At 71.6% G+C, this 20,340-nt stretch carries 21 protein-coding genes; 7 read left to right on the top strand and 14 right to left on the bottom strand.

What is annotated here, in order from left to right; all coding sequences use genetic code 11:
* The first annotated feature begins 238 nt into the window (after nucleotides 1-238).
* On the top strand, nucleotides 239-910 hold the full coding sequence (locus tag DC008_RS26520; RefSeq protein ID WP_108709091.1) for a potassium channel family protein: 672 nt from the start codon (nucleotides 239-241) through the stop codon (nucleotides 908-910).
* The gene (locus DC008_RS26515) at nucleotides 910-1,584 is read left to right on the top strand and encodes a potassium channel family protein (protein WP_055622065.1); all 675 of its coding nucleotides are present in this window, start codon (nucleotides 910-912) and stop codon (nucleotides 1,582-1,584) included. The genes DC008_RS26520 and DC008_RS26515 overlap by 1 nt, the downstream gene beginning before the upstream one ends.
* A gap of 71 nt (nucleotides 1,585-1,655) precedes the next feature.
* Here the strand turns inward: DC008_RS26515 and DC008_RS26510 are convergent, their stop codons facing one another.
* The 8 genes from DC008_RS26510 to DC008_RS26475 all read right to left on the bottom strand — a co-directional run bounded on the left by DC008_RS26510 (nucleotide 1,656) and on the right by DC008_RS26475 (nucleotide 9,430).
* Nucleotides 1,656-2,444 (bottom strand): DUF3159 domain-containing protein, encoded by a 789-nt coding sequence (locus DC008_RS26510; RefSeq protein ID WP_108709090.1) that lies wholly within the window; start codon nucleotides 2,442-2,444, stop codon nucleotides 1,656-1,658.
* 3 nt (nucleotides 2,445-2,447) lie between these two features.
* Nucleotides 2,448-2,846: an OB-fold nucleic acid binding domain-containing protein gene (locus tag DC008_RS26505; protein WP_055622067.1), complete on the bottom strand. Its 399-nt coding sequence runs from the start codon at nucleotides 2,844-2,846 to the stop codon at nucleotides 2,448-2,450.
* Between the two features lie 20 nt (nucleotides 2,847-2,866).
* Nucleotides 2,867-3,550, bottom strand: coding sequence for a response regulator (locus DC008_RS26500; RefSeq protein WP_108709089.1), 684 nt, complete (start codon nucleotides 3,548-3,550; stop codon nucleotides 2,867-2,869).
* On the bottom strand, nucleotides 3,547-6,099 hold the full coding sequence (locus DC008_RS26495; RefSeq protein ID WP_108709088.1) for a sensor histidine kinase: 2,553 nt from the start codon (nucleotides 6,097-6,099) through the stop codon (nucleotides 3,547-3,549). The genes DC008_RS26500 and DC008_RS26495 overlap by 4 nt, the downstream gene beginning before the upstream one ends.
* Before the next feature lie 105 nt (nucleotides 6,100-6,204).
* Nucleotides 6,205-7,371, bottom strand: coding sequence for an alginate lyase family protein (locus DC008_RS26490; RefSeq protein WP_108709087.1), 1,167 nt, complete (start codon nucleotides 7,369-7,371; stop codon nucleotides 6,205-6,207).
* A 157-nt stretch (nucleotides 7,372-7,528) separates the two neighbouring features.
* A complete protein-coding gene (locus tag DC008_RS26485) occupies nucleotides 7,529-8,287 on the bottom strand; it encodes a DUF3710 domain-containing protein (RefSeq protein WP_108709086.1) in 759 nt (252 codons plus the stop codon).
* 1 nt (nucleotide 8,288) lies between these two features.
* Nucleotides 8,289-8,849, bottom strand: coding sequence for a dUTP diphosphatase (gene dut, locus DC008_RS26480; protein ID WP_108709085.1), 561 nt, complete (start codon nucleotides 8,847-8,849; stop codon nucleotides 8,289-8,291).
* Entirely contained in the window at nucleotides 8,846-9,430 is a 585-nt protein-coding gene (locus DC008_RS26475; RefSeq protein WP_108709084.1) for a PaaI family thioesterase, read from the bottom strand. Before DC008_RS26475 ends, dut begins: the two co-directional genes overlap by 4 nt.
* A gap of 58 nt (nucleotides 9,431-9,488) precedes the next feature.
* On the opposite strand from DC008_RS26475, the gene DC008_RS26470 reads away from it, so the two are divergent.
* Complete coding sequence (locus tag DC008_RS26470; protein WP_108709083.1) at nucleotides 9,489-9,950, top strand: DUF3093 domain-containing protein; 462 nt, start codon at nucleotides 9,489-9,491, stop codon at nucleotides 9,948-9,950.
* A gap of 19 nt (nucleotides 9,951-9,969) precedes the next feature.
* On the opposite strand, the gene DC008_RS26465 is transcribed toward DC008_RS26470, so the two are convergent.
* From DC008_RS26465 to DC008_RS26450, 4 genes are all read right to left on the bottom strand, one after another.
* Nucleotides 9,970-10,887: a hypothetical protein gene (locus DC008_RS26465; protein ID WP_108709082.1), complete on the bottom strand. Its 918-nt coding sequence runs from the start codon at nucleotides 10,885-10,887 to the stop codon at nucleotides 9,970-9,972.
* Between the two features lie 13 nt (nucleotides 10,888-10,900).
* On the bottom strand, nucleotides 10,901-11,197 hold the full coding sequence (locus tag DC008_RS26460; protein WP_005481602.1) for a DUF4193 domain-containing protein: 297 nt from the start codon (nucleotides 11,195-11,197) through the stop codon (nucleotides 10,901-10,903).
* Between the two features lie 404 nt (nucleotides 11,198-11,601).
* Nucleotides 11,602-12,849, bottom strand: coding sequence for a sensor histidine kinase (locus DC008_RS26455; protein ID WP_108709081.1), 1,248 nt, complete (start codon nucleotides 12,847-12,849; stop codon nucleotides 11,602-11,604).
* A gap of 6 nt (nucleotides 12,850-12,855) precedes the next feature.
* A complete protein-coding gene (locus tag DC008_RS26450) occupies nucleotides 12,856-13,509 on the bottom strand; it encodes a response regulator transcription factor (RefSeq protein WP_003993508.1) in 654 nt (217 codons plus the stop codon).
* 426 nt (nucleotides 13,510-13,935) lie between these two features.
* Here DC008_RS26450 and DC008_RS35505 point away from each other — a divergent pair, with 426 nt between their 5' ends.
* Nucleotides 13,936-14,109 carry a hypothetical protein gene (locus DC008_RS35505; RefSeq protein WP_164492381.1) on the top strand — a complete coding sequence of 58 codons (174 nt, stop codon included), beginning with the start codon at nucleotides 13,936-13,938 and terminating at the stop codon, nucleotides 14,107-14,109.
* 93 nt (nucleotides 14,110-14,202) lie between these two features.
* On the opposite strand, the gene DC008_RS26445 is transcribed toward DC008_RS35505, so the two are convergent.
* Both DC008_RS26445 and DC008_RS26440 read right to left on the bottom strand, forming a co-directional pair.
* Nucleotides 14,203-15,018 (bottom strand): inositol monophosphatase family protein, encoded by an 816-nt coding sequence (locus DC008_RS26445; protein ID WP_108709080.1) that lies wholly within the window; start codon nucleotides 15,016-15,018, stop codon nucleotides 14,203-14,205.
* An 8-nt stretch (nucleotides 15,019-15,026) separates the two neighbouring features.
* The gene (locus tag DC008_RS26440; protein WP_108709079.1) at nucleotides 15,027-16,154 is read right to left on the bottom strand and encodes a ferrochelatase; all 1,128 of its coding nucleotides are present in this window, start codon (nucleotides 16,152-16,154) and stop codon (nucleotides 15,027-15,029) included.
* Between the two features lie 179 nt (nucleotides 16,155-16,333).
* Between DC008_RS26440 and DC008_RS26435 the strand changes: the two genes are divergently transcribed.
* The 3 genes from DC008_RS26435 to sepH all read left to right on the top strand — a co-directional run bounded on the left by DC008_RS26435 (nucleotide 16,334) and on the right by sepH (nucleotide 20,331).
* Nucleotides 16,334-17,572, top strand: coding sequence for an MFS transporter (locus tag DC008_RS26435; protein WP_108709078.1), 1,239 nt, complete (start codon nucleotides 16,334-16,336; stop codon nucleotides 17,570-17,572).
* Nucleotides 17,532-18,851, top strand: a complete 1,320-nt coding sequence (locus DC008_RS26430; protein WP_108709077.1) for a D-arabinono-1,4-lactone oxidase — start codon at nucleotides 17,532-17,534, stop codon at nucleotides 18,849-18,851. The genes DC008_RS26435 and DC008_RS26430 overlap by 41 nt, the downstream gene beginning before the upstream one ends.
* A gap of 427 nt (nucleotides 18,852-19,278) precedes the next feature.
* Entirely contained in the window at nucleotides 19,279-20,331 is a 1,053-nt protein-coding gene (gene sepH, locus DC008_RS26425) for a septation protein SepH (protein WP_108709076.1), read from the top strand.
* The last annotated feature ends 9 nt before the right edge of the window (nucleotides 20,332-20,340 follow it).

Genomic DNA, 20,340 nt, shown 5'->3' with positions numbered 1-20,340 from the left:
GCGGGATCCGGACGTTACCTTGGACCTGGGCGCGGAGCGTGCAGGCGGGCGGGGCCGCGGCGCGGTTGCGTCGGGCCCACGATGCGAACCGCGGGGGATCATCGGCGGGAAACCCCGGCATGATGTTGCCCAGCGGTCTGCGACCGGACCGCGCCTGTTGCCCGGCGATTCGAGAGAAGAGATATGAGCGCCACGTTCACGCAAGTCGGACGCCTATCGAGGAGTGCGGGGTAGGGCCGTGCACATCGTCATCATGGGTTGCGGAAGGGTGGGCTCGGCTCTGGCCCAGACCCTGGAGCAGCAAGGGCACACGGTCGCAGTGATCGACCAGGACCCCACCGCGTTCCGCCGGCTGGGGCCGGGCTTCGGGGGCCGGCGCGTCACCGGCGTCGGCTTCGACCAGGACACGCTGCGCGAGGCGGGCATCGAGGAGGCGGGCGCGTTCGCGGCCGTCTCCAGCGGCGACAACTCCAACATCATCTCGGCCCGGGTGGCCCGCGAGATGTTCGGCGTGGAGAACGTCGCGGCCCGGATCTACGACCCGCGTCGCGCCGAGGTCTACCAGCGTCTCGGCATCCCGACCGTGGCGACGGTCCGCTGGACGGCGGACCAGATGCTGCGCCGGCTGCTGCCCTCGGGCGCGGAGCCGCTGTGGCGCGACCCCACGGGCGGGGTGCAGCTCGCCGAGGTGCATACGTCCCCGGAGTGGGTGGGCCACAAGATCAGCCGGCTCCAGGAGGAGACGGGCGTGCGGGTGGCGTTCCTGACCCGGCTCGGTGAGGCGGTCCTGCCCAGCTCGCAGACGGTGTTGCAGGACGGCGACCTGGTGCACGTCATGATGCGCACCGACGAGGTCGACAAGGTCGAGGCGGCGTTCGCCAAGGGTCCCGAAGAGGAGGGCGGTCACTGATGAGGGTCGCCATTGCCGGTGCCGGTGCGGTGGGCCGTTCCATCGCGGGCGAACTGCTGGAGAACGGCCACGAGGTCCTGCTCGTCGACAAGGCGCCGACCGCCATCTCGGTCGAGCGCGTCCCGCAGGCGGAGTGGCTGCTGGCCGACGCCTGCGAGATCACGTCGCTGGACGAGGCGGCGCTGCAGCGCTGCAACGTGGTGATCGCCGCGACGGGCGACGACAAGGTGAACCTGGTCGTCTCCCTGCTGGCGAAGACGGAGTACGGCGTCCCGCGCGTCGTCGCCCGGGTGAACAACCCGAAGAACGAGTGGCTGTTCAACGAGGCCTGGGGCGTGGACGTGGCCGTCTCCACCCCGCGCCTGATGTCGGCCCTGGTCGAGGAGGCGGTGAGCGTCGGCGACCTGGTCCGGCTGCTGCGCTTCAGCCACGGCGACGCCAACCTCGTGGAGCTGACGCTGCCGGAGGAGTCGGCCCTGGCCGGCACCCAGGTCGGCGATGTGGAGTGGCCGCAGGACACGTCCCTGGTCACGATCATCCGCGGCACCCGGGTGCTCACCCCGTCCCGGGAGGACTCCCTGGAGGCCGGCGACGAGCTGCTCTTCGTGGCCGCGCAGGCCCGTGAGGAGCAGTTGGAGGACCTGCTGTCGGTCCGCCGTCAGGACGCGGGCTGACCGCGGCCCCGCTCACGACGACGGAGGGCGCCCCGCGATGTGCGGGGCGCCCTCCGTCGTAGTGGAAGCGGCTAGACGTCGCGGCGGTGCCGACCGCCGGTCGTCGTCTCCCCGGTCCCGGCGGTCCCGGCGCTCTCGGGGGCCGTCCCCGCCCGGCGCTCCTCCTCGGCCCTCTCGGCAGCCTCCATCTCCGCGAAGACGTCGATCGGCGCGGGGGCCTTCGCAAGGAACACCCAGGTCAGCCAGACGGCCAGCAGGAACGGCGGGATCTTGAGGGCGACCAGCACCCAGCCCAGCTGGGTGGTGTCGGCCCACCAGTACAGCGGGAAGAGGATCGCGCACTTGGCGAGCAGGATCAGACCCCAGGCGTAGCTGGCCTTGGAGTACGCCTTCTTGCGGCCGGGGTTGCGGGTGCGCCAGGAGAGGTTCTCCTTGAACACCGGTCCGAGGATCAGCCCGATCAGGGGGACACCGCACAGCGTGGTGATGATGTACGCGAGGGCGAGGCCCAGCGTGTAGATCATGCCGGGCAGATAGAAGTCCTTGGCGTTGCCGGTCATCATCGCGAAGACGACACCGAAGGCCACGCCGAAGACACCGCTGAAGGCGTGCTTGACGGTGTCCCGGGTCGCCAGGCGGACCACCACGAGCACGACGGACACCGCGAGGGCCGCGAGCGCCGACATGTGCAGGTTCTTGTTGATCGTGTAGATCGTGACGAAGAGCAGGCCCGGCACGACCGTCTCGATCATGCCGCGCAAGCCGCCGAAGGCCTCGAACAGCGCGGCCTCCGTCACCGCGCGGGAGTCGTGCCCGGCGTCTGCGGTGGTGTCTTCGGTCGGCTTGTCGAGCGACGTCACCGGCTACTCCCGTCCGAGGGGTCTCAGTTCGTATTTCGGGTTGAACAGCACCCGGCGGCCCCGGCTCATGGCGATCCTGCCGGATGCGATCAGCTTGCGTCCGGGCTCTATGCCGACTATGGAGCGCCTGCCGAGCCACACCACGTCGAGCGCGGCGGTGCCGTCGAACAGTTCGGCCTCCAGGGCCGGGACTCCGGCGCGCGGCCGCAGGGTGACCGTGCGCAAGGTACCAGTAACCGTCACTATCTGCCGGTCCCGGCAGTCACCGATCTTGATACAGCCGGCGGTCTCGGCGTCCTCACGCAGCTCCTCGGACTCCAGGTCCTCCTGCGACGAGGAGAGCCGGTCGAGCATGCGCCGGAACCGGCCCACCGCCTTTTCCGAACGAGGAACAGCAGTCATGTCTTGAAGCGTACCGGGCCTCACTTCTCGAACCGATAGCCCATCCCCGGCTCGGTGACGAAGTGCTTGGGGTGCGAGGGGTCCGCCTCGAGCTTTCTGCGCAGCTGGGCCATGTAGACCCGCAGATAGTTGGTCTCCGTCCCGTACGACGGCCCCCAGACCTCCCGCAGCAGCTGTTTCTGGCCGACGAGCTTTCCGGTGTTGCGGACCAGCACCTCCAGCAGATGCCATTCGGTGGGAGTGAGCCGTACGTCACGCCCGCCGCGGTGGACCTTCTTCGCGGCGAGGTCGACGGTGAACTCGTCGGTCTCCACGATCACCTCGCCCTCGCCGGCCCCGGTGGGCTCGGCCCGGCGGACGGCGGCCCGCAGCCGGGCCAGCAGCTCGTCCATGCCGAACGGCTTGGTGACGTAGTCGTCGGCGCCCGCGTCCAGCGCCTCGACCTTCTCGTCGGAGGAGTGCCGGGCGGAGAGCACCAGGATGGGCACCCGGGTCCAGCCGCGCAGTCCGCGGATGACCTCGACGCCGTCCATGTCGGGCAGGCCCAGGTCGAGGACGACGACGTCGGGGTGGCGGGCGGCGGCGAGGTCGAGGGCGGTGGCCCCGTCGTGGGCGGCGTCGACCTCGTAGTGGCGGGCCTTGAGGTTGATCACGAGGGCGCGCACGAGCTGCGGCTCGTCGTCCACCACGAGCACCCGGGTCATGTGGTCTGCCTTTCGGGTCGTACGTCTGATCCGGCGGGGCCGGGCTGTGCTCCGGCGGCCCGCAGCGTCAGCACCATGGTGAGTCCGCCGCCGGGGGTGTCCTCGGCGCCGAGCGTGCCGTTCATCGCCTCCGCGAAGCCGCGGGCGACCGCGAGGCCGAGTCCGACGCCGGCGCCGCGCGGAGCGTCGCCGTACCGCTGGAAGGGCTCGAAGATGCGCTCCTTGGCGGCGTCCGGGACTCCGGGGCCCCGGTCGACCACCCGGACCTCGACCCGGTCGGCGAGGGCGCTGGCGGCCACCAGGACCCGGCTGTCGCGGGGGCTGTACTTGACGGCGTTCTCGACGAGGTTGGCCACCGACCGCTCCAGCAGTCCGGGGTCGACGGCGACCATGGGGAGCGTCTCCGGGATGTCGAGGTCGACGCTGCCCTCGGGCACCCCGCCCAGCGCCGCCGGCACCACCTCGTCGAGGTCGATCTCCCTGATCAGCGGGGTGACGGTGCCGGTCTGGAGCCGGGACATGTCCAGCAGGTTCCCCACGAGGTGGTCGAGCCGGTCGGCGCCCTCCTCGATGCCGGCCAGCAGCTCGGCCTCGTCCTCGGGCGACCAGGCCACGTCGTCGGAGCGCAGCGAGGACACCGCCGCCTTGATGCCGGCGAGCGGGGTGCGCAGATCGTGGCTGACGGCGGCGAGGAGCGCGGTGCGGATGCGGTTGCCCTCAGCGAGTTCCCCGGCCCGGTCGGCCTCGTGCCGGAGCCGGCGGCGGTCCAGGGCTACGGCTGACTGCGCGGCGAAGGCGGCCAGGACGCGCCGGTCCTCGGCGGGCAGCACCCGGCCGGTCAGGGCGAGCGCCATGTGGTCGCCGACGGGGACGTCGACGTCGGCGTCCTCGGGGCGGGCCGGGGCCGGTCCCACGCCGACGTGGCCCGCGCAGGTCCAGGGGGCGAGGTCGTCCGTGCGTTCGAGCAGGGCCGCGGACTCCATGCCGAAGGTCTCCCGGACCCGTTCCAGCAGGTCCTCGGGCCCGGTCTCGCCGCGCAGCACGCCGCCCGCGAGGAACGACAGGATCTCGGACTCCGCGCGCAGCCGGGCCGCCTGGTGGGTGCGGCGGGCGGCGAGGTCGACCACGGAGGCGACCGCGACGGCGACGCACACGAAGACCAGGAGGGCGAGCAGGTTCCTGGGGTCGGCGATCGAGACGCGGTGCAGCGGCGGGGTGAAGAACCAGTTGAGCAGCAGGGAGCCGAGGGCCGCGGAGGCGAGGGCCGGGGCGAGCCCGCCGACGAGTGCCGCCGCCACGGTCAGCGTGAGGAACAGCAGCATGTCGTTGGCGAGGCCGAGTCCGGCGCCGGCGTGCGACAGCAGCAGGGTGAGCAGCGCCGGCCCGCCGACCGCGATCAGCCAGCCCCACAGGATGCGCCAGCGGCCCAGGCGAGCGCCCCGGGCTGCGGGCAGTCCACGGCCCTTGGCGACCTCGTCGTGCGTGACGATGTGCACGTCGAGGTCGGGTCCCGAGTCCCGGGCGACCGTGGCGCCGACGCCGGGTCCGAGGACGTACTGCCAGGTTCTGCGGCGGGACGAGCCGAGGACTATCTGGGTGGCGTTGGCGCCGCGCGCGAAGGCCAGGAGGGCCGCGGGGACGTCGTCGCCGACGACGTGGTGGAAGGTCCCGCCGAGGTCCTCGACGAGGGTGCGCTGGACGGCCAGCTCCTGCGGGGAGGCGGAGGTGAGGCCGTCGCTGCGGGCGATGTAGACGGCCAGGACCTCGCCGCCCGCGCCCTTCTCCGCCAGCCGCACCGCGCGCCGGATCAGCGTCCGCCCCTCGGGGCCGCCGGTCAGCCCGACCACGATCCGCTCCCGGGAGCCCCAGATCGCGGACACGTGGTGCTCGGCGCGGTACTGCTGGAGGTGGGCGTCGACGCGGTCGGCGACCCAGAGCAGGGCGAGTTCGCGCAGCGCGGTGAGGTTGCCGGGCCGGAAGTAGTGGGACAGGGCGGCGTCGACCTTGTCGGGCCGGTAGATGTTGCCGTGCGCCATCCGCCGCCGCAGCGCCTCGGGCGACATGTCGACGAGTTCGATCTGGTCGGCGCGGCGCACCACCTCGTCGGGCACGGTCTCCCGCTGCCGTACGCCGGTGATGGACTCGACGACGTCGCCCAGTGACTCCAGGTGCTGGATGTTGACGGTCGAGACGACGTCGATGCCGGCGGCGAGGAGTTCCTCGACGTCCTGCCAGCGCTTGGCGTTGCGGGAGCCGGGGACGTTGGTGTGGGCGAGTTCGTCGACGAGGGCGACTTGTGGGCGGCGGGCGAGGACGGCGTCGACGTCCATCTCCGTGAAGGTGCCGCCCCGGTGCTCCAGCCGCCGGCGCTCCACCTGCTCCAGGCCGTGCAGCAGGGCCTCGGTGCGGGGCCGGCCGTGGTGCTCGACGAAGGCGACCACACAGTCCGTGCCCCGCTCGGCGCGGCGGTGCGCCTCGGCGAGCATGGCGTACGTCTTGCCGACGCCCGGTGCCGCACCGAGGTGGATCCGAAGCCTGCCGCGTCCCATGGCGTCGACATTACGACGCGGGACCGCGACAAATGGGGCGGGGTGAGACGGCGGCGGCGTCCTTGACGCAACCCTGACGCCACCGCCGCCACCCGTGGGGGGTGGTCAGGCCGGGTTGTCGCCGTGGGTGAGGGTCTCCCAGGCGACGAAGAGGTTGTTGGTGCCGGAGGGCCGGTTGCGCGCGTTCAGCGCGGCGGTGTTGGTCATGGCGTGGCCGAGCCGGTTGGCCAGGGCGTTGTGCCCGACCTCGGTGACGGGTCCGAGGCCGAGATGGAGCGATCCCCCGCACAGCCAGCCGGGCACGGCCGCCCCGAGTTCGTACTTGGCCTGGAAGCCGAGCGCGTGCCGCAGCCGCTCGCCGACGTCGGTGCCGTACAGGTCCTGGCCCTGGATACGGCTGGTCTCGGCGATGTGGGAGATCGCCGAGATGCCGTAGCCGGTGTGGGTGAGGTCGCGGCAGGTCTCCTGGGTGAGGCCGGTGACGAAGGTGCCCTGCCCCTGCCAGTAGTTGACGATCTTGTCGCGGGTGTTCAGGTTCTGGCTGGGCACCGTCTTCGGCAGGTCGCCGTCGGAGGCGAGGTAGACGTAGGCGGCGGTGCGGGTGCGGAACTTCGCCATGGCCTGGTCGTAGGAGGCCTTGTCCTCCAGGAAGACGGAGATGCCGACGGCGGCCTCCATCATCGACAGCTCCCGGTTCCCGTTGGAGTTGGAGCCGTTGATGATCTCGGGCAGGTAGACGGTGCGCAGCATGGTGGCGAACCGCCCGGAGTTCGCCCAGCCGCCGCCGTACGTGTACTTGATGATCTCGGCGGCCTTGGGCCAGGAGGAGCCGGCCCAGCCGGTCTGCAGGGGCGCGTTGCTGTTGGTGTGGTCCCTGATCACGGCCGACCATGCGTCCATGAGCTCGATGGCCTTGCGGGCGTGCCGTTCGTCGCGGGTGACGTACCAGGCGAGGGCCTGGGTGTAGGCGGCGATGGCGTCCTCGCGCTCGTCGGTGCAGCCGTTGTTGGGGTTCGAGTACGAGCCGCACTCGACGACGGCACGGGGCTTGGGGGCGCGGTTCAGATCGGCGTACTTGCTCGCCATCATCCGGTCGAAGGCGCCCTTCCAGGGCTGGGCGCCGGAGTTGACCTTGGAGCGGGCGAAGTCCAGTTGGGCCTGGGAGACGGTGACTCCGGGGTGGGCGAAGGCGGCGGGGGCGGCTTCGGCGGGCCGGGCGAGGGCGGTGGCGAGCAGGGCCGCGGCGACGGTGAGGAGGGCGGTTCTGCGCATACGTGGGGGGCCTTCCGTTCTCGTATGTGAACGTGAAGCGCCTTTATGAACAGGGGCGCTGGGCCGAGACGGTAGGTACGGACCAATGAGCCGTCAAGGGTTCACGCACGAGAAAGGGCCGTACCCCGACGGGGTACGGCCCTCGATGTGCTGTGGCTCAGCGGACCTCGGTGATCTCCGGTCCGCGCTGGAGCTGACCCATGCCGCCGGAGAAGCGCGAACCGGCCTCCTCCTGCTGGACCCCTTCGGGGACCATCTGGGCGTCGTCGGGCAGCTTGAGGACGATCGGGTCGCGCGGGGCCATCGGGCCCTCGCCACGGACCACGACCGTGTCCCGGAAGATCTGCTCGAGCAGGCCGGCCGCCTGCGGCTGCACCGCACCCTGACCCGAGATCACCCCGCGCAGGAACCAGCGGGGGCCGTCCACGCCGACGAACCGCACGACCTGGAAACCACCCGTGCCGTCCGGCAGCTGCACCGGCACCTGGGCCCGCAGCTCCCAGCCGAGCGGGCCCTCGACCTCGTCGACGATGCCACCCTGCTGGGTGATGCCCGAGCCGATCTCCTCGCGCACCTCACCCCAGATGCCCTCGCGCTTGGGGGCGGCGAAGGCCTGCAGCTGAATGGCGCTGTCGCGCAGCACGACGGTCGCCGCGACGATGGCGTCGCCCGCGACCTCCACCCGCAGCTCCATGCCGTCGACGCCCGGTACGAACATGCCGCCCAGGTCCACCCGGCCCTCGCCGGGGTCCCTTACCTCGGAGCTGTCCCACGGCCCGTCGGGGCGCGGTCCCGGCTCGAGCCGTACGCGCTCGCGCGTGCCGTCGTCGTCCGCCTCAGTGTCGATGTCGACGACCTGCTCGGGCTCGCCGGCCGCGTCCTCGGCGGCACCCTTCTTCTTGCGACGTCCGAACACGTCACTGTCCTTCCCGGTCGGATACGACCGAAGCGTATCGATTCCCACCCGTAGCGCCGCCAACGGCGGCCCCATCGCCTGTATCGCTTGTGGCGCTTTCGCCGCCCACCTCGGCATGACCGCCGGTGGACCCGAAGCCCCCCTCGGCCCGTGCCGAATCGGGAAGCTCCGCCACCTCCTGGAAGCGAACCCTCTCGACCTGCTGGACAACCAGTTGGGCAATCCGGTCGAAGCGCTCGAACCGCACGGACTCGCGCGGGTCGAGATTCACCACGATCACCTTGATCTCCCCACGGTACCCGGCATCAACCGTCCCCGGGGCATTCACGAGGGCGACACCGAGGCGGGCGGCCAGCCCGGATCGGGGGTGCACGAACGCCGCGTAGCCCTCGGGCAGGGCGATGGACACCCCGGTGGGCAGCACGGCCCGCTCCCCCGGCTTCAGCTCGCGGCTCTCGGTGGTCCGCAGGTCGGCCCCCGCGTCCCCGGGGTGCGCATACGCCGGAAGCGGTACGTCCGGATCGACGCGCCGGAGGAGGACGTCCAGGGGCGCCCGGCTCACGGGTTCACCTCGAAGGCACGGGCCCGGCGCACCTGGTCCGGGTCGTTCATCGCGGCCTGGATCTCCTCCGGGCGCCCGTTGTCGATGAAGTGGTCGACCTTGACCTCGATGAAGAGGGCGTCGGCGCGGACCGCCACGGGGCCGTCGGGCCCGCCGATCCGCCCGGTGGCGGTGGAGTAGATCTTGCGGCCCGCGACCGCCGTCACCTCCGCCTCCAGGTGCAGGACCGTGCCGACCGGGACCGGCCGTACGAAGTCGGTCTCCAGGCGTCCGGTGACGGCGATCGTGCGCAGCAGCCAGTTCAGCGAGCCGAGGGTCTCGTCGAGGGCGGTCGCGAGGACGCCGCCGTGCGCGAGGCCGGGCGCGCCCTGGTGGGCGGGCTGCACGGTGAACTCGGCGGTGATGCTGACGCCGTCCCCCGCCCGTGCCTCCAGGTGCAGTCCGTGGGGCTGCTCGCCGCCGCAGCCGAAACACTCGCCGTAGTGCGCGCCCAGGAGCTCGCCGGGCACGGGAGCCTCCGGGTGCCGTACGGGTTTCACGGCGTCGGCCGGAGGCTGAAGAGCTGGGGAAGTACCTCTCACAGCCGCAGACCTTACCCGCGCGTCGGCCGTGCCCCGACACCGTGCCAAGCTTGGATCCATGCAGCTCTCCGCCACCCCGTACGAAGAACGCCTCACCGCCCCGCGCTCGTGGTGGCTGGTCTCGTTCCTGGTGGGGCTCTCGCTGGCCCTGATCCTGCTGCCGTTCGGCACCCTGCCGATGCTCGTCGGCCTGGTCGGCGGCACCGCCGCGGCGGCGGTCGCCGCCAGTTCCTACGGCTCGGTCCGCATCCGTGTGGTGGGCGACTCGCTGGTCGCCGGCGACGCGCGCATCCCGCTGACGGCGCTGGGCGAGGCCGAGGTCCTGGACGCCGAGGAGGCGCGCGCCTGGCGGACGCACAAGGCCGACACCCGCGCCTTCCTGCTGCTGCGCTCCTACATCCCGACCGCCCTGCGGGTCGAGGTCACCGACCCCGAGGACCCGACGCCGTACCTGTACCTGTCGACGCGGGAGCCGGAGCGGCTGGCGGAGGCGATCCACTCGGCCAAGGCCGGCGCGTAAGGGATCACGCCGCGGCGTCTCAGGCGCCGCCGTCCAGGCCCGTGTGGCCGTGTTCGGGCAGGATCTCGTCCAGGTCGAGGGGCTGCTCGGGCCGCTCCAGCGGGGGCAGCTTCTCCAGCTCCTCCCAGGGCACCCGCACCTTGCGCAGGTCGGCGCGGATGCGCGCCGCGAGTTTTCTGGTGTCCCGGCGGTTCATGAAGGCACCCACGGCGGCGCCGACCATGAACGGCATCAGGTTCGGCAGGTTGCGCACCATGCGCTTCATGATCTGCTGGCGCAGTTCGCGTTTCATCTGCCCGCCCAGCGCCGCGTTGATCGTCACGGGCTTGAGGGGGTCGATGCCGCGTTCCTCGGTCCACGAGGAGAGATACGCGGTGCTGCGCTCGCGGAGGTTGCCGGGCGGGCGTACGCCGTAGACCTCGTGCAGTTCGGCGATGAGCTTCAGCTCGATCGCGGCAACGCCGGTGATCTCGGCGGCCAGTTCGGTCGGCATCGCGGGCGGTACGGGCAGCATCGCCGCGGCACCGACGCCCGCCCCGACCGTGGAGCTGGCGTTCGCGGCGCCCGCCACGAGCTTGTCCGCGATCTGCTCGGGCCCGAGGCCCGGGAACTGGCGGCGCAGCGTCGCGAGGTCGCGTACGGGGATACGCGGGGCGAAATCGATGATGCGGTCGGCGAGGTACCCGAGGCCGGCTCTGGCGCGGCTGCCGCCCTTGCGGACGCCCTGTGCGGCCCTTGCGCGCACCGCTGCGGCCCGTCGCCGGGTCGCGGGAGCCCGCACCGGGGCGGGCACAGCCACGTCGGACGCCGAATCGAGCGAGGCTCCCTGGTCGGGTGAGCCCCGCTCGTCGTCACGCGCGCCGTGCGGACCGTCGGACGGCCCGGGGTCCGCTCCCCGTAGGAAGCGGCGCTTCCGAGGAGGGGTCGAGCCGGTCATGCCCGACCCGTCCTCAGTCGCAGTCGCGGCAGATCGGCTGGCCGTTCTTCTCGCGGGCCAGCTGGCTGCGGTGGTGCACCAGGAAGCAGCTCATGCAGGTGAACTCGTCCTGCTGCTTGGGCAGCACCCGGACGGCCAGCTCCTCGTTCGAGAGGTCCGCGCCGGGCAGCTCGAGGCCTTCTGCGGCCTCGAACTCGTCGACGTCCACTGCGGAGGTCGACTTGTCGTTACGCCTGGCCTTGAGCTCTTCAAGGCTGTCCGAGTCGACGTCGTCGTCGGTCTTGCGTGGGGTGTCGTAATCCGTTGCCATGTCGCTCTCCCCCTCTGGGTGTCTGCGGTGTCTCCAGCGCACGTAACGCGTGAGAGGCCGGACTTGTGCCCGACCCGAGGCGGAGATTTTGCCTCACATCAAGGTCTGTTACTCAATCGACACCCAACCGGACTCCTCAAGAGTGATCGGCTTGGATGGCGAACGGGACCGTACACGGTCCGAATGCCGCAGTTCAAAGGCATCTCACCGTGTACTTCCCGTGATCAGGACCCCCGAAAACCCGGATTTTCCCGGCTTTCCGACCGGTCACATGATCACGGACAGTAGATGGCTGGAAAATCGCCCTTGTGATCGATCACACACGAGTTCCCTTCCACAGCGTTGTGAAAATTCCGCGCAAAGCGAACAAGTGCGTGGAGTGGCGTGTGTCGGGCCACATGCTCTCAGACCGGGAACGTCACCCGCATCACGAGACCACCTCCCTCGCGCGGCTCGGCCGCGATATGGCCGCCGTGCGCCCGGGCCACGGACCGCACGATGGACAGTCCGAGGCCCACGCCCTTGTCGCTGCCGGTGCGCTCGGTGCGCAGCCGCCGGAAGGGCTCGAAGAGATTGTCGATCTCGTACGCCGGCACCACCGGCCCGGTGTTCGTCACGTCGAGCACCGCCTGCCCGTGCTCCACATCGGTGGTGACCTCCACCCAGCCGCCCTCCGGCACGTTGTACCGGACGGCGTTCTGCACGAGGTTCAGCGCGATCCGCTCCAGCAGTACGCCGTTGCCCTGTATGACCGCGGGTTTGCGCTCGCCGCGGATCGTCACGCCCTTGGCGTCGGCCTCTGTGTGCACCTGGTCGACGGCCTGCTCGGCCACCTCCGCGAGGTCCACGGGCTTGCGCTCGATGATCTGGTTCTCGCTGCGGGCGAGCAGCAGCAGGCCCTCCACGAGCTGTTCGCTGCGCTCGTTGGTGGCCAGCAGCGTCTTGCCGAGCTGCTGGAGCTCCACGGGGGCGCCCGGGTCCGAGAGGTGGACCTCCAGGAGGGTCCGGTTGATGGCGAGCGGGGTGCGCAGCTCGTGCGAGGCGTTGCCGACGAAGCGCTGCTGGGCCGTGAAGGCCCGCTGGAGCCGCTCCAGCATCTCGTCGAAGGTGTCGGCGAGCTCCTTGAGCTCGTCGTCCGGGCCGTCCAGCTCGATCCGGCGGGACAGGTCCGAGCCGGCCACCGCGCGCGCGGTGCGGGTGATCCGGCCGAGGGGCGACAGCACCCGGCCGGCCATGGCGTAGCCGAACGCGAAGGCGATCACGGCGAGGCCGAGCAGGGCCAGCAGGGAGCGGCTGAGGAGGTTGTCCAGGGCGGCCTTGCGCTCGTGGTCCATGCACGCGTTGATCGCGTCGTTGAACTCGGCGAGGGACAGATCGCTGGTGGCGATCCCCGGGCAGTTGTTGCTGGTGACCTTGAGGCTCTGGAACTGGACGATCTTGAACAGCGGTTCGTTGCCGGTGCGCAGCGCCTGGGCGGCCAGCAGATAGATGATCGACAGCAGCAGGATGCCGGCGATCAGGAACATGCCGCCGTAGAGCAGGGTGAGCCGTATGCGGATCGTCGGGCGCAGCCAGGGGAAGGGCTGGTCCGGCTTGCGCGGGTCCCAGGTCGGCTTGGGGGGCGTGGCGGGCGGTGCGGGTGTCGCTGCCATCGCCGGTCAGATCCGGTAGCCGGAGCCGGGCACGGTGACGATCACCGGCGGCTCACCGAGTTTGCGGCGCAGGGTCATGACGGTCACCCGCACGACGTTCGTGAACGGGTCGGTGTTCTCGTCCCACGCCTTCTCCAGCAGTTGCTCGGCGGAGACGACGGCTCCCTCGCTGCGCATCAGGACCTCCAGGACGGCGAACTCCTTCGGCGCGAGCTGCACCTCCTTGCCGTCGCGGAAGACCTCGCGGCGGTTGGGGTCCAGCTTGATGCCGGCGCGCTCCAGGACGGGCGGCAGCGGCACGCTGGTACGGCGACCGAGGGCACGGACGCGCGCGATCAGCTCGCTGAAGGCGAAGGGCTTGGGAAGGTAGTCGTCGGCGCCGATCTCCAGGCCCTCGACGCGGTCGCTGACGTCGCCGGAGGCCGTCAGCATCAGCACGCGCGTGGGCATGCCGAGTTCGACGATCTTGCGGCAGACGTCGTCGCCGTGCACCAGGGGGAGGTCGCGGTCGAGGACGACCACGTCGTAGTCGTTGACGCCGATGCGCTCCAGGGCGGCCGCACCGTCGTACACGACGTCGACGGCCATGGCCTCCCGGCGCAGTCCGGTGGCCACCGCATCGGCGAGCAGCTGCTCGTCCTCGACGACGAGTACGCGCACGTCGCTTGTCCTTCCTGTGTCCACCCGCGTAGCGCGCTGTGCGCGCGGGCAGGGGGTCGGGTCCGTAGGCCTCCATCCTGCCCTTTTCGGCCATAAGTCGGCGGTAAGACGGGTGAGGGGGGCCGGGGCGGGCGGGAAACCCCAGGCGAAGGGCGCCGGCGCGGGAATGCCGGAATTTACGCGCGGGTTGAGGTTTCCGAGGAAGACGGCAGGGGGAGGACGGCATGTACACCCCGCGATCACGCTCTGCTTGTGCCGCACCACGTGCGGTACGGGATGATCCGCTTCCGCAGAGTGGTGGTGGGTGTCCGGCACCGTCGCCGCCCGGCTCGGGCAGCGCTGGGCATCTACTGGAGACGTGATCGCCCCTTCCGACGGCACACCCCCGTGCCACCGACCCACCGACCCAGGACGAGGGGGCGCAGCATGGACGCTTTCACCGCAGGACTTCTGCAGCGCATAAAGGCGACCGAGTCCGACCTGACGCGGGCTCGTGACGAGGGCGACGACTTCCTCGTCGAGGTCGAGCAGGGCGAGCTCGACGACCTGCGCCGCCTCGCGGCCGAGCACGGCGTCGAGGTCGGCGCGACCGCCGTCTGACCGCTTGCGCTGAACACGAGGCCCCCGGTGAATCCAGCACCGGGGCCCTCGCGCGTGCGGTCGGCCGCTCAGGGGCGTGTTCGACACACGCCCTCAGTCGTGCCAGGCGCCGAAGTCCTCCAGGAGCCGCTGGAGGGGCTCGAAGACTCCGGGGGTGGCGGCCACCGTCAGATCGCGTGAGGGGCGCTCACCGGGGCGGCCACCGGTCACCGCGCCCGCCTCCCGGGCGATGAGGTCGCCCGCCGCGACGTCCCAGGCGTTCAGGCCGCGCTCGTAGTAGCCGTCCAGGCGGCCCGCCGCGAGGTCGCACAGGTCGATCGCGGCCGAGCCGGAGCGCCGGATGTCCCGCAGCAGCGGGATCAGCCGCCGGGCCACCTCGGCCTGGTGGGTGCGGACCTCGCTCACGTAGTTGAAGCCGGTCGACACCAGGGCCTGGTCGAGCGGTGCCGTGGGACGGCAGGTGAGCCGGCGCTCGCCCTCCCACGGGCCGGTCGCCCAGGCACCTCCGCCGCGCACGGCGTAGTAGGTCTCGCCGCGCATCGGCGCCGCGACCACCCCGGCCACCGTCTCCCCGTCCCGCTCGGCGGCGATGGACACCGACCAGGTGGGCAGGCCGTAGAGGTAGTTGACCGTGCCGTCCAGGGGGTCGATCACCCAGCGGACGCCGCTGGTGCCCTCGGTGGCGGCGCCCTCCTCGCCGAGGAAGCCGTCCTGCGGGCGCCGGCCGGAGATCACGTCGGTGATCAGCTTCTCCGCCGCGATGTCCATCTCGGTGACCACGTCGATCGGGCTGGACTTGGTCGCCGCGACGGCGAGGTCGGCCGGGCGCCCGTCGCGCAGCAGGTCACCGGCGCGGCGGGCGGCCTCGCGGGCCAGGGTGAGCAGGTCCGAGGGCTGGGCGTCGGTCACGGGGCTCCTCATGCGTAGGGGCTGTCGGCACCGGCCGCCGCGGGCCGGGGTGTGCGGGCCGGGCAGCAGCCGACCGGGCACACCTGGTGGCTGGGGCCGAGGCTGCCGAGGGCGCAGGGCCTGACCTCCTCGGCGCGCTCGACGGCTGCCCGCTCCAGGACGAGGTCGCGCACGGCGGCGGCGAAGCGCGGGTCGTCGCCGACGGTGGCCGAGCGCCGCATCGGCAGCCCCAGCTCCTCGGCCTTCGCCTTGGCCTCGGTGTCGAGGTCGTACAGGACCTCCATGTGGTCGGAGACGAAGCCGATGGGGGCGATCACGACCGCGGGGACACCGGCCGCGTGCCGCTCCTCCAGGTGGTCGCAGATGTCGGGCTCCAGCCACGGGATGTGCGGGGCGCCGGAGCGCGACTGGTAGACGAGCTGCCAGGGGTGGTCGCGGCCGGTGCGCTCGCGGACCGCCTCGGCGATCGTGCGGGCGACGTCCAGGTGCTGGGTGACGTACGCGCCGCCGTCGCCGTGGGCCTCGACCGGGCCGGAGGTGTCGGCCGCGGAGAGCGGGATCGAGTGGGTCGAGAAGGCGATGTGGGCGCCCGCGCGGGCGTCCTCGGGGAGGCCGGCGAGGGACGCGAGGACGCCGTCGATCATGGGCTCGAGGAAGCCGGGGTGGTTGAAGTAGTGCCGCAGCTTGTCGATCCGCGGGAGCTCCAGGCCCTCGGCCTCCAGCGCGGCCAGCGCGTCGGCGAGGTTCTCGCGGTACTGGCGGCAGCCCGAGTAGGAGGCGTAGGCGCTGGTGGCGAGGACCAGGATCCGGCGGTGGCCGTCGGCGACCATCTCGCGCAGGGTGTCCGTCAGATACGGGGCCCAGTTGCGGTTGCCCCAGTAGACGGGCAGATCCAGTCCGTGGTCGGCGAAGTCCTTGCGCAGGGCGTCCAGCAGGGCGCGGTTCTGCGCGTTGATGGGGCTGACGCCGCCGAACCGGAAGTAGTGCTCGCCGACCTCCTTCAGACGTTCCTTGGGGATGCCGCGGCCGCGGGTGACGTTCTCCAGGAAGGGGATCACGTCGTCCGGGCCCTCGGGGCCGCCGAAGGAGAGCAGGAGCAGGGCGTCGTAGGGGCTGGCATCACGCACGTCTGGCATGGGTCGATCCTGTCATCCGGTACCGACAGCGGGGCAGCCGACCGGGTGCCCTGATCAGCCGGACGAGTACGTTAGGGTCACCTAACTCGCACGTTCTCCGGACGTCCGTACAGCGTGTCGAGCCTCTTCCGTCCGCCGAGCCGCCGCCGTCCGCTGCTCCCGCCCGCCCGGAGTCCGCCGTGCCGAGCCCCTATCGCGCGCTGTTCGCCGCTCCCGGCAGCAAGCGCTTCACCGCCGCGGGCCTGCTCGGGCGGATGCCGCTGTCGATGATGGGCATCGGCGTGGTGACCATGGTGTCCCAGCTGACCGGCCGGTACGGGCTGGCGGGCGCCCTGGCGGCGACCATCGCGCTCTCCACCGCCGTGGCCGGGCCCCAGGTCTCCCGGCTGGTCGACCGGTACGGGCAGCGGCGGGTGCTGCGTCCGGCCACGCTGGTCTCGCTGCTCGCCGCCGCCCTGCTGCTGCTCGCGGCGCACTACGCCTGGCCGGACCCGGTGCTGTTCGCCGCGTGCGTGGGCATCGGCTGTGTGCCCAGCGTCGGCGCGATGGTCCGGGCCCGCTGGGCGGCGCTGTACCGGGGGACGCCGCAGCTGCACACCGCGTACTCGTTCGAGTCGGTGATCGACGAGGTGTGCTTCATCTTCGGGCCGATCATCTCCATCGGGCTGTCCACGGCGTGGTTCCCGGAGGCCGGGCCGCTGCTGGCCTGCTGCTTCCTGGCCGTCGGCGTCCTCTGGCTGACCGCGCAGCGGGCCACCGAACCCGCGCCGCACCCGCGCGAGCGCCAGGGCGGGCGCACCGCCCTCGCCGCGCCGGGGCTGCAGGTCCTCGTGGCCACCTTTGTGGCGACGGGCGCCGTCTTCGGCGCCGTCGACGTGGTCACCGTCGCCTTCGCCGACGAGCAGGGGCACAAGGGCGCCGCGAGCGTGGTCCTCGCGCTGTACGCGGCCGGCTCCTGCGGGGCCGGCCTCGTCTTCGGGCTGCTGCGCTTCACGGGGGCGCCCGAACCTCGCTGGCTGCTGGGCATATGCGCGATGGCCGTGAGTATGATCCCCCTCCTACTGGTCGGGAACCTGCCGTTTCTGGCCGTGGCGCTGTTCGTCGCCGGCATGGCCGTCGCTCCCACGATGATCACCACCATGTCGCTGATCGAGCAGCACGTACCACGCGCGCAACTGACCGAGGGCATGACCTGGGTGAGCACCGGGCTGGCGGTCGGGGTCGCGCTCGGCTCGTCCGTGGCCGGCTGGGTGATCGACGCCGCCGGAGCGGACGCCGGGTACGTGGTCCCGGCGGTGTCCGGGGCGGCCGCGGTCGCGGTCGGTTTCCTGGGGTACCGCCGGCTCAGCAGGCCGGCGCCGCGTCGGGGAGGCACCGTTGGTCAGCACGGCGAGCGCGAAGAACGGCACGTGGCGTAACTGGGGCGGCAATGTGGCGGCGCGGCCCGCGCGGGAGGTCGAACCGGCGTCCGTGGAGGAGCTGTCGCGGGCGATACGCCGGGCCGCCGAGGACGGCCTGAAGGTCAAGGCGGTCGGCAGCGGCCACTCCTTCACCTCCATAGCGGCCACCGACGGCGTGCTGATACGTCCGCACCTGCTGACCGGCATCCGCCGCATCGACCGCGAGGCCATGACGGTCACCGTCGAGGCCGGCACCCCGCTCAAGCGGCTCAACATGGCGCTGGCGCGCGAGGGTCTGTCCCTCACCAACATGGGCGACATCATGGAGCAGACGGTCTCCGGCGCCACCAGCACCGGCACCCATGGCACCGGCCGCGAGTCCGGTTCGATCGCCGCCCAGATCAAAGGACTGGAACTGGTCACGGCCGACGGCTCGGTCCTGACCTGCTCCGCGACGGAGAACCCGGACGTCTTCGCGGCGGCCCGGATCGGCCTCGGCGCGCTCGGCGTCGTCACCGCGATCACGTTCGCCGTGGAGCCGGTCTTCCTGCTCCAGGCGCGCGAGGAGCCCATGCCGTTCGACCGGGTGCTCGCCGAGTTCGACGAACTGTGGGCCGAGAACGAGCACTTCGAGTTCTACTGGTTCCCCCACACGGGCAACACCAACACCAAGCGCAACAACCGCAGCGCGGGCCCCGAGCAACCGGTGTCCCGGCTGAAGGGCTGGTTCGAGGACGAGTTCCTCTCCAACGGCGTCTTCCAGGCGGCCCAGTGGGCGGGCCGCGCGGTGCCCGCCACGATCCCCGCGATCGCCCGGATCTCCAGCACGGCCCTGTCGGCACGGACGTACACGGACATCCCCTACAAGGTCTTCACATCGCCGCGCCGGGTGCGCTTCGTGGAGATGGAGTACGCCGTCCCGCGCGCGGCCGTCGTGGAGACCCTGCGCGAACTGAAGGCCATGGTCGACGGCTCGGGGATGCGGATCAGCTTCCCCGTCGAGGTGCGCACGGCGCCGGCCGACGACATCACGCTGTCCACCGCGTCCGGCCGCGACAGCGCGTATGTGGCGGTGCACATGGCCAAGGGCACGCCGTACCAGCGGTACTTCACCGCAGCCGAGCGGATCTTCACCGCGCACGAGGGGCGCCCGCACTGGGGCAAGGTGCACACCCGGGACGCCGAGTACTTCGCGAAGGTCTACCCGCGCTTCGGCGAGTTCATCGCGCTGCGCGACCGCCTGGACCCCGGCCGCCTCTTTCAGAACGACTACCTGCGGCGGGTGTTGGGTACCTGACCCTGGTGCGACAGTACGGCCGAAAGCCATTCGCTCCGTTTCTGCGCATTGCGTGAAGTACGCCACGCGCCAGATCCACGAACCGCTCAACGGACGGCCGATCCGGGCTTCTTGCCAGAACTTGGACGGCGTGCCAATCCACGCACGTGGCCCAAATGGAGTACTGTTGCGAGCCCTGGGTCCGGTCTCCCGCCTGGGCGTCCGTGACCTTCAAGGACCGCCGGGAGGGGGCTAGTTGCACAGGGTGACGGAGTTGGTCACTTAGCGTTGCGAATAGGTAACCGTGCCATAACGGCGATCCAGGGCCCTGGCCCGACACGCCGGGCAACTCGGCAAGGTTGTGGCAGGCTGCACCCGGGCAGGCCACACTCGACTAGCGGAAGCAGCGACGCACGTGACGTCGGCAGGCACCACCCGGGAGGTCCCCATGCCCGAACTGCGTGTCGTGGCCGTCTCCAATGACGGCACACGGCTGGTGCTGAAGGCTGCCGACGCGACGGAGTACACCCTTCCGATCGACGAACGCCTGCGCGCCGCCGTGCGCGGCGACCGTCCCCGCCTCGGCCAGATCGAGATCGAGGTGGAGAGCCATCTCCGCCCCCGCGACATCCAGGCGCGTATACGAGCCGGTGCGACCGCGGAAGAGGTCGCCCAGCTCGCCGGCATCCCCGTCGACCGCGTACGGCGCTTCGAGGGCCCCGTGCTCGCCGAGCGCGCCTTCATGGCCGAGCGCGCCCGCAAGACCCCCGTCCGCCGCCCCGGTGAGAACGCCGCCGGTCCGCAGCTCGGCGAGGCCGTCCAGGAGCGCCTGCTGCTGCGCGGCGCCGACAAGGACACCGTGCAGTGGGACTCCTGGCGCCGCGACGACGGCACCTGGGAAGTGCTGCTGGTCTACCTGGTGGCGGGCGAACCGCACTCGGCGAGCTGGACGTACGACCCGCCCCGGCGGCTCGTCCAGGCCGTCGACGACGAGGCGCGCTCGCTGATCGGCGAGTCCGACGACCTCTCCGCGCCCGAGCCGAGCTTCCCGTTCGTGCCGCGTATCGCCCGGCTGCCGCGTGAGCGCGCGGAGCGCTCGATGGACCGCGCGTTGGACCGTGCGCTGGAGCGGCCGAGCCTGCCCGCGCAGGCGTCCGAGCCGGCCGAGGAGATGACGGAGGAACGGGACTCGCTGACCAGCCTGCTGGAGGCGGTGCCGAGCTTCCGCGGCGACCTGGTGGTCCCGGAGCGGCCCACCGAGCCCGACCCGGAGGAGCCGGTGGTCGAGCCGGCCGCCGAGGAGCCCCCGGCGCCCGCCGCGTCGGCCGGGTCCGCGTACGCGGACGTCCTCATGCCGCGCTCCGTCGGCAGCCACCGTGACCGTCTCATCGGGGCCACGGACCGTCAGGCCGAGGCGGACGGCGTCCGTCCCGGTCGTCGGGCCGCCGTGCCCAGCTGGGACGAGATCGTGTTCGGCACCCGGAGGAAGAAGCAGGAGTAGCGGGCGCGT

The sequence above is a fragment of the Streptomyces nigra genome, assembly GCF_003074055.1.
Classification (GTDB): Bacteria; Actinomycetota; Actinomycetes; order Streptomycetales; family Streptomycetaceae; genus Streptomyces; species Streptomyces nigra.
This window is presented reverse-complemented; position numbering and strand designations above follow the sequence as displayed.

Coding starts and splice junctions, on each gene's coding strand:
- DC008_RS26470 (WP_108709083.1), top strand. CDS start 9,489: ATGCAGCTCTCCGCCACCCCGTACGAAGAACGCCTCACCGCCCCGCGC.
- DC008_RS26490 (WP_108709087.1), bottom strand. CDS start 7,371: ATGCGCAGAACCGCCCTCCTCACCGTCGCCGCGGCCCTGCTCGCCACC.
- DC008_RS26500 (WP_108709089.1), bottom strand. CDS start 3,550: ATGACCCGGGTGCTCGTGGTGGACGACGAGCCGCAGCTCGTGCGCGCC.
- DC008_RS26495 (WP_108709088.1), bottom strand. CDS start 6,099: ATGGGACGCGGCAGGCTTCGGATCCACCTCGGTGCGGCACCGGGCGTC.
- DC008_RS26505 (WP_055622067.1), bottom strand. CDS start 2,846: ATGACTGCTGTTCCTCGTTCGGAAAAGGCGGTGGGCCGGTTCCGGCGC.
- DC008_RS26460 (WP_005481602.1), bottom strand. CDS start 11,197: ATGGCAACGGATTACGACACCCCACGCAAGACCGACGACGACGTCGAC.
- DC008_RS26455 (WP_108709081.1), bottom strand. CDS start 12,849: ATGGCAGCGACACCCGCACCGCCCGCCACGCCCCCCAAGCCGACCTGG.
- sepH (WP_108709076.1), top strand. CDS start 19,279: ATGCCCGAACTGCGTGTCGTGGCCGTCTCCAATGACGGCACACGGCTG.
- DC008_RS26515 (WP_055622065.1), top strand. CDS start 910: ATGAGGGTCGCCATTGCCGGTGCCGGTGCGGTGGGCCGTTCCATCGCG.
- DC008_RS26465 (WP_108709082.1), bottom strand. CDS start 10,887: ATGACCGGCTCGACCCCTCCTCGGAAGCGCCGCTTCCTACGGGGAGCG.
- DC008_RS26440 (WP_108709079.1), bottom strand. CDS start 16,154: ATGCCAGACGTGCGTGATGCCAGCCCCTACGACGCCCTGCTCCTGCTC.
- DC008_RS35505 (WP_164492381.1), top strand. CDS start 13,936: ATGGACGCTTTCACCGCAGGACTTCTGCAGCGCATAAAGGCGACCGAG.